Source organism: Brevibacillus reuszeri, assembly GCF_002897295.1.
GTDB lineage: Bacteria > Bacillota > Bacilli > Brevibacillales > Brevibacillaceae > Brevibacillus > Brevibacillus reuszeri_A.
The window spans coordinates 246,295-260,518 of the sequence record NZ_BEXF01000008.1 but is presented as its reverse complement, the minus strand read 5'-3'; the positions used below and the strand labels follow the sequence as shown (position 1 = coordinate 260,518).

The 14,224-nt window shown below is 46.2% G+C and carries 15 protein-coding genes; 2 read left to right on the top strand and 13 right to left on the bottom strand.

The genetic code is table 11. The features are described from left to right. Position 1 precedes the first annotated feature (1 nt). On the bottom strand, positions 2-766 hold the full coding sequence (locus tag C3B52_RS15455; RefSeq protein WP_103107207.1) for a DUF4253 domain-containing protein: 765 nt from the start codon (positions 764-766) through the stop codon (positions 2-4). 83 nt (positions 767-849) lie between these two features. Further along, complete coding sequence (gene tyrS / locus C3B52_RS15450) at positions 850-2,115, bottom strand: tyrosine--tRNA ligase (protein WP_441299878.1); 1,266 nt, start codon at positions 2,113-2,115, stop codon at positions 850-852. A gap of 542 nt (positions 2,116-2,657) precedes the next feature. On the opposite strand from tyrS, the gene C3B52_RS15445 reads away from it, so the two are divergent. Beyond that, on the top strand, positions 2,658-3,158 hold the full coding sequence (locus C3B52_RS15445; protein WP_103107203.1) for an RNA polymerase sigma factor: 501 nt from the start codon (positions 2,658-2,660) through the stop codon (positions 3,156-3,158). Further along, entirely contained in the window at positions 3,143-3,814 is a 672-nt protein-coding gene (locus tag C3B52_RS15440; RefSeq protein ID WP_103107201.1) for a zf-HC2 domain-containing protein, read from the top strand. Before C3B52_RS15445 ends, C3B52_RS15440 begins: the two co-directional genes overlap by 16 nt. Positions 3,815-3,928: 114 nt before the next feature. Here C3B52_RS15440 and C3B52_RS15435 read toward each other — a convergent pair whose 3' ends face one another. The 11 genes from C3B52_RS15435 to C3B52_RS15385 all read right to left on the bottom strand — a co-directional run bounded on the left by C3B52_RS15435 (position 3,929) and on the right by C3B52_RS15385 (position 14,201). After that, positions 3,929-5,251: a peptidoglycan D,D-transpeptidase FtsI family protein gene (locus tag C3B52_RS15435; RefSeq protein ID WP_103107199.1), complete on the bottom strand. Its 1,323-nt coding sequence runs from the start codon at positions 5,249-5,251 to the stop codon at positions 3,929-3,931. Next, on the bottom strand, positions 5,235-5,765 hold the full coding sequence (locus C3B52_RS15430) for an RNA polymerase sigma factor (protein ID WP_103107197.1): 531 nt from the start codon (positions 5,763-5,765) through the stop codon (positions 5,235-5,237). Before C3B52_RS15430 ends, C3B52_RS15435 begins: the two co-directional genes overlap by 17 nt. A gap of 205 nt (positions 5,766-5,970) precedes the next feature. Continuing rightward, positions 5,971-6,942, bottom strand: a complete 972-nt coding sequence (locus C3B52_RS15425; RefSeq protein WP_201264890.1) for an SDR family NAD(P)-dependent oxidoreductase — start codon at positions 6,940-6,942, stop codon at positions 5,971-5,973. Between the two features lie 143 nt (positions 6,943-7,085). Continuing rightward, positions 7,086-7,607, bottom strand: a complete 522-nt coding sequence (locus C3B52_RS15420) for a TetR/AcrR family transcriptional regulator (protein ID WP_103107195.1) — start codon at positions 7,605-7,607, stop codon at positions 7,086-7,088. Positions 7,608-7,755: 148 nt separating this feature from the next. Then, positions 7,756-8,400, bottom strand: a complete 645-nt coding sequence (locus C3B52_RS15415; RefSeq protein WP_103107263.1) for a formylglycine-generating enzyme family protein — start codon at positions 8,398-8,400, stop codon at positions 7,756-7,758. A 58-nt stretch (positions 8,401-8,458) separates the two neighbouring features. Then, positions 8,459-8,827: a DUF4180 domain-containing protein gene (locus tag C3B52_RS15410; protein ID WP_103107193.1), complete on the bottom strand. Its 369-nt coding sequence runs from the start codon at positions 8,825-8,827 to the stop codon at positions 8,459-8,461. 29 nt (positions 8,828-8,856) lie between these two features. Further along, positions 8,857-9,510: a TetR/AcrR family transcriptional regulator gene (locus C3B52_RS15405; protein WP_103107191.1), complete on the bottom strand. Its 654-nt coding sequence runs from the start codon at positions 9,508-9,510 to the stop codon at positions 8,857-8,859. Between the two features lie 141 nt (positions 9,511-9,651). Further along, complete coding sequence (locus C3B52_RS15400; protein ID WP_103107189.1) at positions 9,652-10,704, bottom strand: NAD(P)/FAD-dependent oxidoreductase; 1,053 nt, start codon at positions 10,702-10,704, stop codon at positions 9,652-9,654. Between the two features lie 47 nt (positions 10,705-10,751). After that, positions 10,752-11,747: an ABC transporter substrate-binding protein gene (locus C3B52_RS15395; RefSeq protein WP_103107261.1), complete on the bottom strand. Its 996-nt coding sequence runs from the start codon at positions 11,745-11,747 to the stop codon at positions 10,752-10,754. 88 nt (positions 11,748-11,835) lie between these two features. After that, positions 11,836-13,143, bottom strand: coding sequence for an NtaA/DmoA family FMN-dependent monooxygenase (locus C3B52_RS15390; RefSeq protein ID WP_103107187.1), 1,308 nt, complete (start codon positions 13,141-13,143; stop codon positions 11,836-11,838). A gap of 233 nt (positions 13,144-13,376) precedes the next feature. After that, positions 13,377-14,201: an AraC family transcriptional regulator gene (locus C3B52_RS15385; RefSeq protein WP_103107185.1), complete on the bottom strand. Its 825-nt coding sequence runs from the start codon at positions 14,199-14,201 to the stop codon at positions 13,377-13,379. Positions 14,202-14,224 lie beyond the last annotated feature (23 nt).

Genomic DNA, 14,224 nt, shown 5'->3' with positions numbered 1-14,224 from the left:
CTTAATCCCACCATAAATACCACGTGTCATGCTTCATTAAATAATCCGCATAGTGCCCCAACGAAGAATATCCTTCCAATACGTACTGACAAAAAATGAAGTGCTCCTTCGCCAGCTGTAATGCCTCTTCTTCTGTCGCAGGCCGTCTTCCTGCTTGGACAATCCACGTATCATCTGTTACAGCGAGAATCGTGATCTCATACTTCTCCTGAAAGTGCTTGATCATTACCGACTGGTATACTGGTAATGGACATTCATTGAAGCCCCCCATCGGAACCCACAGTGGTGCTTCGTATCCAGCTTGTAGAGGTAAACTCAGGACAAGCAGATCGTCAGCATCTTCCAGATGTTCTTGCACCCAGCTCGCATTTAATAGAAAGGGCTCATGCTCACCTTCACAAAGCTGCTCATTGAGAAGCTCACTTTCTTCCCACAGAAGTGAATATGCCTGGTAAATACCTTCAAAGTCCTTCCCTTCCAAATTTCTGTGTTCGGATGGGATTTCTGTATACTCTAGCTGTGACGCTACGATTTGCCGCATTACTTCCTCTACACTCAGCTCATGAACCTCTGCCAGCTGTTGATGAACATAGGCAGATAGAGATCCCGCTTCGTCCGAGGCCTCCTCCAGCATTTCTGCCAAATTATCGCTAGGCAGGACTAAAATGCTGTGCATCCCTTCCTTTTTGACAGGTAGCGATACGTTTTCCACAGATACGACTTCCATTTCACATTCCGTATAATACTGGGACAGCTCTTCTATCATCGTTCTCCCTCTTTCCATTCGACTGCAAAAAATAAGAAGCCTCCCTTATTTATTCGCGGGAAGCTTCTCGTTGCCTTTGTATGCTAGGACATTTTCACCAAGCTGTAATTTTTCTTGCCTTTGCGGATGATGATAAAGCGGCCGCCAATCGCGAGGTCAGCTGATACTTCCAGCTCAAGGTCGCTAACGCGCTCACCATTCATGGAAATCGCGCCTTTGGTAATATCCTCACGCGCCTGACGCTTGGATGGCTCAATTCCTAATTCCACGAGCCAGTCAACGATGTTTTTCGATTCCTTCGTCGCTTCGTAGGTCGGCATTTCTTTGAAGCCTTGCTCGATCTCATCAGCAGTCAGCGATTTAATATCTCCGCTGAACAATGCCGCGGTAATGCGCTTCGCTTGATCGAGCAATTCTTGCCCGTGAACGAATCTCGTCATTTCCTCAGCCAGCATTTTTTGTGCTTCACGCTTATGCGGCTCTGTCTGTACCTTTTCAGCCAGCTCATCAATTTGCTCTTTGGAGAGGAACGTAAAGTATTTCAAGTATTTCACAACATCGCGGTCATCTGTGTTCGCCCAGAATTGGTAGAATTCGAATGGCGTTGTTTTATTCGGATCGAGCCAGATTGCGCCACCCGCGGTTTTCCCGAATTTCGTGCCGTCGGATTTGAGCATGAGCGGGATCGTGAGACCGAATGCTTTTGATTCTGGCCCTTCTTTTTTACGAATCAGGTCAAGACCGCTCGTAATATTCCCCCATTGGTCCGAACCGCCGATTTGCAATTGTACGTCTTCATTTTTGTACAGATGCAGGTAGTCAAGCGACTGCAGGATTTGGTACGAGAACTCTGTAAAGGAAATACCCGTTTCGAGACGGCTCGATACGATATCCTTTGCCAGCATGGTATTGATGCTAAAGTTTTTCCCGTAATCGCGTAAAAATTCGATAACGTTGATTTTATGTGTCCAATCGTAATTGTTGACCAAACGAATTTGGTTATCCCCATCCGTTACGAACAGCTTTTTCATTTGTGCTGTCAAGGCATCCACGTTTTCCTGTACTTGCTCCAATGTTTGCAGCGAACGCTCTGTTTGACGACCGCTTGGGTCCCCAATCGTACCTGTTGCCCCGCCAATCAAGATAACCGGACGATGTCCAGCAAGCTGGAAGCGTTTCAGTACCATGAACGGGATCAAGTGACCAATATGCATACTGTCACCGGTCGGGTCTACACCACAGTAGAGCGAGATCGATTTTTGTTCGGTTAGCTCCCGGAGGCCTTCCGCATCGGTTTGTTGATTGATGGCGTCACGCCATTGCAGCTCATCGATAATGTTCACAGTCATGCCACTCCCTTAGATTCATCCAATTCTTTTCGCTTGTATTAGCCGTTAAAAACAAAAAATCGCCCCTTGTCTAATTGTAGACATAGGGACGATTGAATAACCGTGTTACCACCCAGATTGCACCAATGGACGTGCATGCCACATGCCATTGTTGCCACTCACGGCGAGTTATCGTTCGCCAAGCCGCTCGGCATTACCCGAGATACTCCAGAGTGTAATTCGCTCGCTTAGTGTGTACCAAGGTTCCATCAACCCCCGGCTTTCTAGAACAGGGACCAAGCTGCTACTGGGCTCTTTCAACGTATATGCATATAAGATTACAGACAGTATAGTGAATTACTTGTTCAGTGTCAACTGCACCAGCAAAAGGATGCTCATACGCCCATGCCCATTTAATTCTCCGTGCAAAGGTTTGATAAATTTACCATAATGAAGATAGTTTTGACTTGGACGTTGTTTTTTATTCCCCTTGCTATAAAAAATCTGTAACCCTCTGTAACGAAATCACGTTTTCCCGTACTTATGTTGTGGGAGGTGTAAAAATGGAGAATATTGAGCATTTGTATGAAGAGTATGCTCAAACTGTTTATAAATATTTATTCAGCATATCGCAAAATGCAGACTTATCTGAAGAGCTTACACAGGAAACATTCTACCAGGCCATGAAAACTATTCATCATTTCCGGGGCGACTGTAAGATTTCTGTGTGGCTATGCCAGATCGCCAAACACGCATGGTACAGAGAAATCAACAAGAAAAACAAAACGCAATCCGTCTCCATAGATGAGCTCAATATTTCGATACGCTCCGGAAGAAATCTGGAGTCCGATGTTTTGCAAAATGAAGAAAAGCTTGCTCTATTTCGAATGCTGCATCGATTAGACGAGAAGACAAAAGAAGTGATGTATCTACGTCTCTCTGGTGATTTGAGCTTTAACGAAATCGGCGACATATTGGGTCAAAGTGAGACCTGGGCACGCGTTACCTTTTATCGCGGCAAACAAAAAATGATGAAAGGAAGATCAGAATGGAGCAGCGATTAAATTGCAAAATCGTACAAGATTTACTCCCCAACTATATCGAAGGCCTGACAAGCGACATAACGAACCAGGCGATAAAAGAGCATCTTTCTACTTGTGATGATTGCAGGATAATACTGGACACGATGACAAAGGCGACGAAAGAAATCAAAGCAGTCCCCCACAAGCAAATTAACTTTCTGAAAAAGATAAAACGCCGCCAATGGATGATTGCCATATACAGCGTGTTTCTTTCTGTCATCATTTTACTCGGTGCTTATTTCCTTTTTGGCAGTAGAGACTTTCCGGTTCCAAGCAGTAATGTGACGATCAGTGATGTATATCAAATGAGCGACGGCACCATTCATTACAGCATTTCTGCTAAGGTGCAAAACTATGTAAGCACCGTAACCTCGTACAATAATGGAGACACCGAAATAAACCGGATTTATGAGAACCGCAGACTCACTTCAGATGAAAATGGAAGCTTAGTCTCGTTGCCAGAAAGATGGTCACCTGTGAAGCATGCAAACACGAGTAACGTTACAACCGGTATTTATTACGAAGGAACCGGTAAAAGCGACAGGATTATTATTTGGGAAAAAGGTATGAGTATTCCGAAGGCAACGGACGATCAAGAAGCTAAGTATAAAGAGTATTTGGAGAAGAAAAACAAGTAAAGTTTTTAATCGAAGTGGATTCGATTATGGGATTGGCTGTCGAGTTACGTTACTCGACAGCTTGGACATCCTACTGGAATATGAACGCAGCTTTTATCACAGCAGACAAGTTCACTATTGTTGAAGCGAGCGTAAACTGTTTTCCATGACCTCTTTAAATAACGGTGAAACAATTGACTTCCACCATAATGCAAACCAAAGATCCGTTTTTGGCTCATCAATGGATACATAGATCAGCAGCTTAGGATTATCACTGGGAGCAAACCCGATAAAGGTAGCGATATATTTACCTTCAATGACATTTCCTTGCGCATCGTATTTCGGTGCTACACCTGACTTTCCTGCAACGGAGTATTCGTCCATTTTAAACGTTTTATTTGATCCGACCGCCATGGTCACACTTGATTCCAAAATCTCCTGAACCTTTCTGGCTGTTTCTTCCGATATGACTTGACGGACAATATAATGATTTCTGGTATCTGTATCCGCCTGCTTATACAAATGCGGCTTCATCAACTCACCGCCATTGGCAATTGCCCCCATCGCCGCTACCTGCTGCATAGCAGTTGCAGAAGCACCCTGTCCTAATGCAGCTGCGGCCACATCATACGGATTCTCCATAGGTGGAATCGTTCCCGCATCTTCATCCTCAAGCTCGATCCCTGTCTTGTTCCCAAAACCAAACCGATTCAAATATTCCTGGAGCAAATCCTTTTTTAATTGTTCATTGCCAAGCTTGGCGTATGCTACGTTAGAGGATCGAAGCATTCCCTCCAAGTATGTAATTTTCCCCCAGCCAATGCCATTATTGTGGTCTTTTATCAAACTACCTGGTGAAACCTCATACGTGCCTGAATCAAAGATTTCCCTTGAATCAAACTTCCCCTCCTGTATCGCCGCCGCCAGAGTCACGATTGGAAACGTAGTTACTGGATCAGGTAACGCTTGAATAGCATAAGCTTGTTCTTTGGCTAACTCTTTTGACGTACGATTCGCCATAGCCAAAATTTCACCGGTATGTGGATCTGTTACAATTACCGCCATCCTTTCAGGGCTAAAGGCTTCATTGGTCTTGTTTAAAGCTACTTCCACATACGCTTGAATTTGCGGATCGATCGTTGTAACCTTATCATTTTTTTCATTCGTTCCCGCGGCAGTTGTGTTCGGACTCTCTGGCGCATTACTCGTTTGAGCGCTCTGTACGGATGGTGTTTGTGGTGAGATGACCACCTGGTAGGCGATCAACAAAATGGCCATAGAAGCAGCCATTCCTCCAATCACGTTGCGAAACCATTTACGCCTATTTATCCGTGTGAGCAGCTCCTTTTCCTGACGAATATGCCCCGCTATTTCCCGCTGCTTGTCCTCCTCCATCCGCAGCGACGGGAAAGATTGAATGAGCGTAGTTATTTCTTTTTCCTCAGAAGATGACATCATGCAGTTTGACCTCCCTGCCGCTTTTGGACATTTGTTTTTGCATTTCCTTTATCGCTCGATGGAGTGTCGTGCTTACCTTTGCTTCGCTCCATCCCAATATTTCCGCCGTTTCTTCAGTAGATATTCCTTCTATCAAACGCAGGATGAGAACCTCACGATACGTTCTTTTGAGCTGATTCATGGCTTGGTAAACCTCTTGCAATTGTTCTTTTAGCACCAAAGCCCTCTCCGGCGTACGCTCCTTGGAAATGAGAAATCCCAGCACCTTCTCAGGAAACCAGTCCATCATTTTTTGCTTGCGCATAGAATCAATCGCAGCATGACGCGCTATGGTCAGAAGCCATGTCTTGGGCTGTGCTCGGCCTTCGTATCCTGATAAAGCGTATAGTGCCTTCGTAAATACTTCCTGGACTAAATCCTCCACATCTCTTCGTCCGGTAAAATAGGCGAGGTAATTGTAAACATCATTGCCGTATTGCTGAAACCATCGCTCTATTCGATCATCTGAATCCATTGGTACGCTCCTTTTTTTGAGTTTGTATCTTATTAGACGCAAAAATAAAAATTGCTTACAGTTTTGTTCCAAAAAAAGAAATAACTGTCCCTCGTTGAGCATTTAGCTCTGGGGACAGCTACCTGTAGCGACGAATCTCTCTTTTCGTTTTCCTATCCAGCTTATCCTGCAAATTCGGATGATGAATAAATTAGTGATTAATCAATCACAAAATCTTAGAGTAATTTGTTCCTTGCAATGTCCGAATCGTATTCGTTATCCCCTCTTCAAAGGAGGTCGCACGCACCTTCCCAACTCTCTTCTCATATTTGGCTCTGCTCAAAATCAGTGGCTCTTCTGTTAGATAAAGCATCTCCACTACCTCCTTCATCACTGGGACAGCCAAACCGAGCAACGACAGTCCCGCCCTCCCTAGCGGAATAACCGGCTTAGCGCTTCCGCTTGCCTTTTGAGCGATTCGCACGATCTCCCTGCCTGAAATCTGTCCAGCACCTGGAATGTTCCAGTTCTCTCCCCAGGTATCCGTTTTGGACGCCAGCTCCGCAATCATAAAGGCTGCATCTGGCAAGTACACATACTCCCGCGGGACTCGCATCGTACCGATGAAAAATGCCATCTTGCCTGCCGCAATGGCTTCAAGAGTGGAGCCCAGATAGGAAGCCTCGTTTGCAGTGGGACCGTAATAATCAGGCAAGCGGACGATCATTACCTTTGCCCGGCTCCATCTGCTGTCAAACAGCATCTGCTCAAAAGCAAGCCTTACCTTTCCTTTTTTCGTATGCGGCTGCTTCGGATGCTCCTCGGTTACCCGATCCATTTGTCTTTTTCCATATGGATATATGCCATCGACCGCAACGACCTTTACCCCCAGCTGATCAGCTGCCTCCATCACTGATTCACCTAGTGGGATCAGCTTAGTTGCCATCTCATGGTACGGCACATTTGCGCAGTGGAACAGGACATCCGCTCCCTGTGCAGCCATGACGATATCGTTTGGTCGAAAAGCGTCCCCTGTAGCAACCGTCAGATTTTGCGGATTTCCGAGACTTGCTTTGAGCTGCTCCAGCTTCTGAATGGATCTTCCGAAAGCCACCGTGTGAATCCCTCTTTTGACCAATTCTTCCGTAATTGCAGCACCCGTACCACCAGTTGCTCCTACAACAATAGCCTTTTCCAATGAAATCACCTCATCAATTTTTGTGATTGATCAATCACTAATCAAGATTTTCGATTGTTAGTAATTGATCAATCACTAACTTAAGGATAATGTATCACTGTGTTAGTGATCAGTCAATCACAACTTTTCAAAAAACAATGCCCTTATCTCTCCTTCAATTCGGGCATGTTTAGCGCTATTGAAATGTTGCACAGCATCCCTCTAGCCAAAAACAGCATCGTCCGTTCCTCTGGATTCGGAATACTCGCTGCACGAAAAGCGTCGATAACCATTCGGCGAACTTCACCAAAGCCGTTGCGCATCGCTTCCCGGATCGAATCTTCCTGAATGGTCTGCGCCTGCATCTGGAGCAGTATCTCATTTTGATAGGCGTTCAAAATATCATCGTAGGCCTGAATCAAGTCAGTCTCCAGTTGTTCTGGTGCCGCAGACTCCACGACTTTACGGAAGGAATCGATCACTCGCGTCCAGGATACCTCCAGTGCTGCCAGCAGTAATGCTTCCTTGGTCGAGAAAAAACGAAAGATATACGGCTGCGATATTTTGGCCCGTGTCGCAACCTGTGCCGTCGTTGCGCGGTAGTAGCCAATCTCTGCAAACACCTCAATCGCCGCTGAAATAATTTCCGACTTGCGATTTACTGATGTCGCCTCGGACTTAGTCATCGGGTTGCCGCCTCCCTTTTTGTTAGTGATTCATCAATTAATTTTCATATTATATACCAGAACAGGATGCAAGACAATACGGCACCGAGCCTAGCGATATATGTATACCAAAAAACGCAGCTCTGCTTCGCTGCGTTTTACAGCCATCCTATAAAGACCGGGCAAGGCGAAAGCCAAGGTCATCAATCCGAAACGTCGGGTGACTGCGGCGACGGCACGTAGCTCCACAGCCCCGAGCCTCTTCTGCCCAGCTTCCGCCACGGAAAACGCGGTAGGTGCCATATACTTTTTCATCGTATAGATCCCAGCACCACTCCCAAACGTTTCCTAGCATATCGTATAGTCCCCACGCATTCGGAAGCTTGTTACCTGGTTCATGTACGATGCCCTCAGAGTTCCCCTGATGCCAGGCTATTTCATCTAGCTCACCGTATCGATATCCCGTTGTCCCTGCCTTGCATGCATACTGCCATTCGGCTTCAGTAGGAAGACGATAACCATCCGCACGCCAGTCACAGACGATACTCTCACCGTTATCACATGTCGTGTAACATTCCTGTAGGCCAGCCTTCTGAGAGAGCAAATTACAAAAAAAGATCGCATCATCCCAGGAGACTTCCACAACCGGAGCCTGAGGGCAAACAGCAAGTCCTACCGACTTTTGCAAAACAGAGGAATAGAGCTCATTGGTGACAGGAATGGGCGCAAGCAAAAATGACTTCACTTCAGCCCCCCACGTCGTCTTTATTCGATCGTCCCGCATGATCACTTCACCTGCAGGAATGTGCACCATCGGATACTCAACAAAACCATGTCGTGCACTTGCCACCTCTGTTCCCCCATTCCCACTTCTACGGCAACATGCCTAGCATATCTATCGCTTGCTCTTTAGTCGGCAAGAATAAGATATCTTTTCCGTTATTCGATTCGTAGATGAAGTCTTTTAAGCTTTTACTCGTGTACACGGAAAAATCTCCAATGATCGCTATCTTTACATGATAGTTGATGAACTTTTGCAGGATTTCCCCGGCGAGGCGTGTTTTCAAATCGAAAAAGCTTTCGGTAATCAAGGATTTGTCTAAAATAATTCGATTGCAGCCTGTTTCATACTGCACAGTTGCTATAAGATCCAGTGCAGATTGAACATCACTAATAACGATTTCGGTACTGCTCACGATTGCAACGCTTTCTCCAGCTGTGTCTACCTTTTTGAACTCCATCTTCTCACTCCTATTCTTCTCGCTTAAACTCAGGTTTTGATGAACCTGTTGACATACTCCTCACAAATCACTCGATTATCCTCGCCATTTATGGGTGCAATGTTTGCCACTCGAAAAAAGCTCAGACCGATTACCATCGCGAGCAGTCCATATGCAGCGTTTGACGAATCCTCTACTGACATTTGACCTGTTCTGCTGCCGTAATCAAATATTTTAGCGATGCCCTGAAGATCCGCCGTATAGCTTTTGGATGCTACCTCCTGCAAATTGCGATCCAGCGCGGCTTTCGAAAAGAACTGTACAAAAAGCCTTCCTTGATCTTCATAGGGGATAAACATATTCTCAATACCATCCAGCTGTGAAACGTTGATCTTCCTATCGCTATCATCGCTTTTGGCCGGCAGTATGTGCTTCAAAACAACGTCCATCATTTCTCTGGCCGTCATCGTGTTTGCAATCTCTGCTCCTATCTTTTGACCATAGTAGGCGAGGAACGATTTGAAAGCTTCGATCGTCAAGTTATCCTTGTTTTTAAAGTAATAAGTGACCACTCCTTTGGAGCAGCCCGCATACTCGGCGACTTTATCCAGCGTCATGCCATCCATTCCATGAGCACTGATACACGTCAACGTGGCGTTGATAACCTCTGCTCGGCGCACTGGTTCCATTCCCAGTTTGGGCATACTTTCACCTTGTTCTCATTTTATTTATACTGTACAGTCGGAATAAATAAAGTGTACCTAAGCACAGCTCGTTTTGTCAAATCAGATCGAACCAAAAAAACGGCTTCTCTGCCGCTTCTTTGGTTTGTTATTGGTCTTGCTTTAGTTCGTATACAAGCTCTTCATCAGCTCGCGATTTTTTTGTTTGAACAAGTCGTTGTGTGAGGAGACCATCCCGTACGCATTGGCATCGGGCGCTACGTATTGCTTCGCTTTGTTCACAGCATTCGCTGCATCCTGGAACGCCCCCGCAATCAGATGGAGCTTGCCTTCGTGATGCAGGATATCGCCAGCTGCATACATTCCTGGTACCGATGTTTCACTCATCGGAGAGCCTGCAATCCAGTAGTCATCCTTTAATTCAATCTGTATATCGCTGTTTGCCAGCAATTCTTTATCGCGCTCATACCCGTAGCTGATGATCACCTCATCTACAGCCAGCTCAAACATGCTATCGTCTTCAACTCGTTTCAGCACGACCGTTTCAATGCTCTCATGATTTGCCGCTGCAACGAGCTTTTCAATCGATGTGTTCAGCAAGCACTCGACAGAGCTATTCCCCAGACGAGAAATTTCGGCTTCATGGCCTTTCAGGGTATCCTTCCGATAGGTCAAATACACTTGCTTCGCGATCGGTGCCAGCTCATTCGCCCAGTCAATCGCAGCATTGCCGCCACCTGAGATCAATACCGTTTTGTCTTTAAAGCGTGCGAGCGATTTTACGGTGTAATGCAAATTCGTCACCTCGAATCGTTCCGCACCCTCAATATCCAGCTTAATCGGTTTCAGGATTCCTCCCCCAACCGCCAGAATCACGGTCTTGGAGTAATGCTTCTGATTCGAGGCTGTGTGTATCACGAAGTGGCCTTCTTCATTTTTTGAAATGGACGTGACCTTTTCCCCCAGTACAACCTCTGGCTGAAATGTCAAAGCTTGAGCAGTCATTTGCTCGATCAGCTGCGACGCCGGAACAGGTGTTAAGCCCCCTACATCCCAGATCATCTTCTCTGGATATACATGCACCTTACCACCAAGATATGGCTGAAACTCAATAATTTTTGTTTTCATTTCTCGCAAACCGCTATAAAAAGCAGAAAATAATCCTGCTGGACCTCCGCCGATAATCGTTACTTCAAACAGTTCTTTTTCTTGCATCTTACAATCGCCTCACTTGTTTTTTGGATGTTGATTACTCATTTTGCCTACTGGTTCAGGTGCTTCTGCACACTTTCTAAAAACTTGATTCGACTATATGCTGGACCGCCTTCCATGAGCGGATCAACGACGTTGACATAGACGTGATTCTGTTTGAAAGCATTCAGATTTTGGATAACCGGATTCTTTTTGAGTTCATCGTAGGCTGTTTGCGCCTCCTGAGTTTCACTCGTTGAGAATTGCACAAATAAATAGTCCGGATTCATATCTGCCAGCTTTTCGATCGAGATCGCTTCTTGTGTTTTCGCGATGCTGACCGGCCCTGGAACCTCCAAACCGATCTCGTCGTACAAGACCGGGTTAAAGTATACATCCCGCGGGTAGACGTATACTTGTGACCCGCGAATCCGAACAGCAGCCACTGTTTTACCTTGGAGCTTTTCTTTTAACGAAGCTTTCACTGCTTTTGTATCTGTTTGATATTGAGAGAGAATCTTTTCTGCCTCTGCTTGCTTTCCTGTTAGTTCAGCCATGAGCTTCAGGTTCGATTCCCAGTTTGTCGCAATGTGTGAAACCAAGATTGTCGGAGCAATTTTTTCCATTTTCTCTACTGCTTCTTTTGGGAACTTGGTTGAACCCAAAATAACGTCTGGATTCAGCTCCAATATTTTCTCAAAGTTCGGTTGCGACTTTTCGCCAATCGATTCCGACTTCCCTGTTACCGGAGCGAACATCTCTGGAAACTTCCCGCCGATCGTGATCGCTCCAGTTGGATTTACATTCAGTACAAGCGCATCCTCCATCGCTTCCATCGCACCTGTGATCACAATTTTTTCTACCTTTTGTGGAACGGTATACGGTTTTCCGAGATATTCAATCGTTCTTGTTTCGCCCATCCCTGTATTGTCCGCTTTTGGTTGTGCCGATTGCTGGTTATTGCTTGCGGTGGAATCAGCTTCATTCTGTTTGCCGCCACCTCCACACGCAGCCAAAGCAAGCGTGAATAATGCGATTAAGCAAGCTAGCATAATTTTTTTTGGCATGTTCTTTCTGAACTCCTTTTCCCTGATCCATCTCGATTTTATGACAAGCATGTGGCTCACTTTTGTCTCTCCTGTTGCAACTACTAGCCTAAATAGCCCCTAAATGCTCACGTAAGGTGGCACCCGTATATTCGCTTCTAAACAAGCCTTTTTTCACTAACTGTGGAAGCAGCTTATCATAAAAAATATCCATAGATTTCTCTGAGCCGCCAGGAAGCGCGATAAAGCCGTCGATCGCTCCAGCCTCATATCGCTCGATGATATCGCCTAACACGTCTTGAACCGTCCCCACCGAAACCCAGTGAGCAGATCCGACAACCTCTGGTCTGGCCAGCACCTCTTCCAAGGTCGGCTGATACTTGCTGATATGTCGGCGCAGCAATTCGGCATGGGTGCGGCTACGGACTGGTAAATTCGGATCGGGAAGCATTTCCGCTGTAATTGGCTGATCCAGAGCCAAGCTGCTGGCATCAAGACCAAGTACGGATTTTAGCGATGCAAGCCTGCGCTCCAGCCCTAAATGTGCATGTGCTCTCTTATGTAATTCAAGCGCTTCCTCACGAGTCTCTCCCAGGAAAAAATACAATCCAGGCAGAACCTTGATGCTGTCAGGATTACGCCCATGTTCCTCGGCCCTTCTTCGCAGAGCACTTCGCAGCTCCACACCTGATTCCAAATCTGGCATCGCCGCAAAAATAGCATCCGCTACGGAAGCGGCAAAATTCCGTCCCGTATCCGACGCGCCTGCTTGAAAGAAAGGAATGTCCCCTGATGGATGGGAAGGCAGAGTAAGCGGTCCTTTGACATGGAAAAACTCTCCCAAGTGATTGATGGCGGAAACCTTATCCCGATCCGTAAACATCCCAGACTGGCGGTCAATGACAATCGCTTCATTCGGAAAGCTGTTCCAGAGGCTCTGTACGACCTGGGTAAATTCCGCCGCTTTCGCATATCTTTCTTGTGGTGAAGGCATAGGTCCATCACCGAAATTTTCTGCCCCTTCGATAGACGTTACGATATTCCAGCCAGCACGTCCGTTACTAATCCAATGCAAGGTTTGGAGTTGTCTGGCAACGACATAGGGAGGATTAAACGTTGTTGAAATGGTCGTAACCAGCCCGATCCGCTCCGTCTCGCGAGCAATCGCTGTGAACATCAATGTCGGGTCAGGGCTGCCGAAGCTGGCCCCATCCCCTATCATCTGTGGGCTTACATATAGGTAATCCGCTCTGAAAAGAAAATCGAGCTTTGCCTTCTCCGCCCTTTTGGCCAATGCGATGTAGTAGTCTATCGCTCCCATTTTTTCTACATCGCTATCCGGACGCCGCCAATCTTCCCCCTTCATCCAGGTGGCTGACAGCGAAAATCCAATGCACAGTTGTCTATTTCCAGTCATACATACCCTACCTTTCCTAGACACTGCTCCCAGATCGGCAAAAGCGTTATCACGCTGAGGCTTACCCAACATCTCACTTTCGGTCTTGCCGGCAATGATCGGTCGAATTGCCCTCCAATTTTGCTTTCCTATCCAAGAGCATACTAGAAATGATTATCATTATCAATAAAAAATGTAGCAAAGGATGCCACAAATGGAAATACACAAATCTCGAATGCCATATGTATCATTATCTAAGAATGATCGGCCTGGTTTGCATAAGCGGAGGGGGATATACCAAACTTCCTTTTGAATACTCTGCTGAAATAAAGGGCGTTGGGATATCCTACGCTGACTGCTACATCGCCGACCGGATAATTACCTGCCCTCAGTAATTCCTGCGCTCTTTCCATGCGATAATGGATGACATAATCAATCGGGCGAAATCCCGTGTATTTGTGAAAGAAGTAAGAGAAGCTCTTGGTCGTCATACCGTGCTGCTCGGCTAAATCGTCGAGTGTAAACGGGTGCATATAATGACCGTGAATGTAGGCTACAGCTTCCTCAATTACCCTTTTACTTGGCGAATGATCATTTTCCCGATGGCTGCACCCGATGATAACCTGATGCAGGATGCGGAAAAACAATTCCTTCACGCGCAGCTTCCCGATCCAGTCCCGAGGTTGAGCATTCTGCTGAAGCATGGTCAAAAGTGACAGTAATCGCGGATTCGCACCCGGCTCCAGCTTGAAATGAGCGTCGCATTCCCGTCCACTATTTTCATGAGCAGGCTTGTCCCATTTATAAAAGAGGGCAAAGTATTCATACGCTGATGCACTAATCACCTGCGCGTCCAGCAGCATATCTGGAGCCGCATGAAAAACGGAGCCTGGCTGCAAAACGTAGACCGTTCCGTTCACATGCATTCTCGCTTCCCCGCGAATGATAAAAAGAAATCCATACCTTTCCGTCTTAAATTCACGCAGCGTACTTTTGGGCTGAATGACTAAACGATAAACGTCTTCTATTTCAAAGGAACCGTTCGCATAATTCTCTGCTAGTTTATCCAAATCGATCATGGTACTGCACCTGCTCTCTACCA

Bases quoted from the DNA above. Each gene is read 5' to 3' on its own strand.
- C3B52_RS15410 (WP_103107193.1), bottom strand. From the start codon at position 8,827: ATGGAGTTCAAAAAGGTAGACACAGCTGGAGAAAGCGTTGCAATCGTG.
- C3B52_RS15420 (WP_103107195.1), bottom strand. From the start codon at position 7,607: ATGACTAAGTCCGAGGCGACATCAGTAAATCGCAAGTCGGAAATTATT.
- tyrS (WP_441299878.1), bottom strand. From the start codon at position 2,115: ATGACTGTGAACATTATCGATGAGCTGCAATGGCGTGACGCCATCAAT.
- C3B52_RS15430 (WP_103107197.1), bottom strand. From the start codon at position 5,765: ATGGATTCAGATGATCGAATAGAGCGATGGTTTCAGCAATACGGCAAT.
- C3B52_RS15395 (WP_103107261.1), bottom strand. From the start codon at position 11,747: ATGCCAAAAAAAATTATGCTAGCTTGCTTAATCGCATTATTCACGCTT.
- C3B52_RS15445 (WP_103107203.1), top strand. From the start codon at position 2,658: ATGGAGAATATTGAGCATTTGTATGAAGAGTATGCTCAAACTGTTTAT.
- C3B52_RS15400 (WP_103107189.1), bottom strand. From the start codon at position 10,704: ATGCAAGAAAAAGAACTGTTTGAAGTAACGATTATCGGCGGAGGTCCA.
- C3B52_RS15385 (WP_103107185.1), bottom strand. From the start codon at position 14,201: ATGATCGATTTGGATAAACTAGCAGAGAATTATGCGAACGGTTCCTTT.
- C3B52_RS15435 (WP_103107199.1), bottom strand. From the start codon at position 5,251: ATGATGTCATCTTCTGAGGAAAAAGAAATAACTACGCTCATTCAATCT.
- C3B52_RS15440 (WP_103107201.1), top strand. From the start codon at position 3,143: ATGGAGCAGCGATTAAATTGCAAAATCGTACAAGATTTACTCCCCAAC.
- C3B52_RS15405 (WP_103107191.1), bottom strand. From the start codon at position 9,510: ATGCCCAAACTGGGAATGGAACCAGTGCGCCGAGCAGAGGTTATCAAC.
- C3B52_RS15415 (WP_103107263.1), bottom strand. From the start codon at position 8,400: ATGGTGCACATTCCTGCAGGTGAAGTGATCATGCGGGACGATCGAATA.
- C3B52_RS15455 (WP_103107207.1), bottom strand. From the start codon at position 766: ATGATAGAAGAGCTGTCCCAGTATTATACGGAATGTGAAATGGAAGTC.
- C3B52_RS15390 (WP_103107187.1), bottom strand. From the start codon at position 13,143: ATGACTGGAAATAGACAACTGTGCATTGGATTTTCGCTGTCAGCCACC.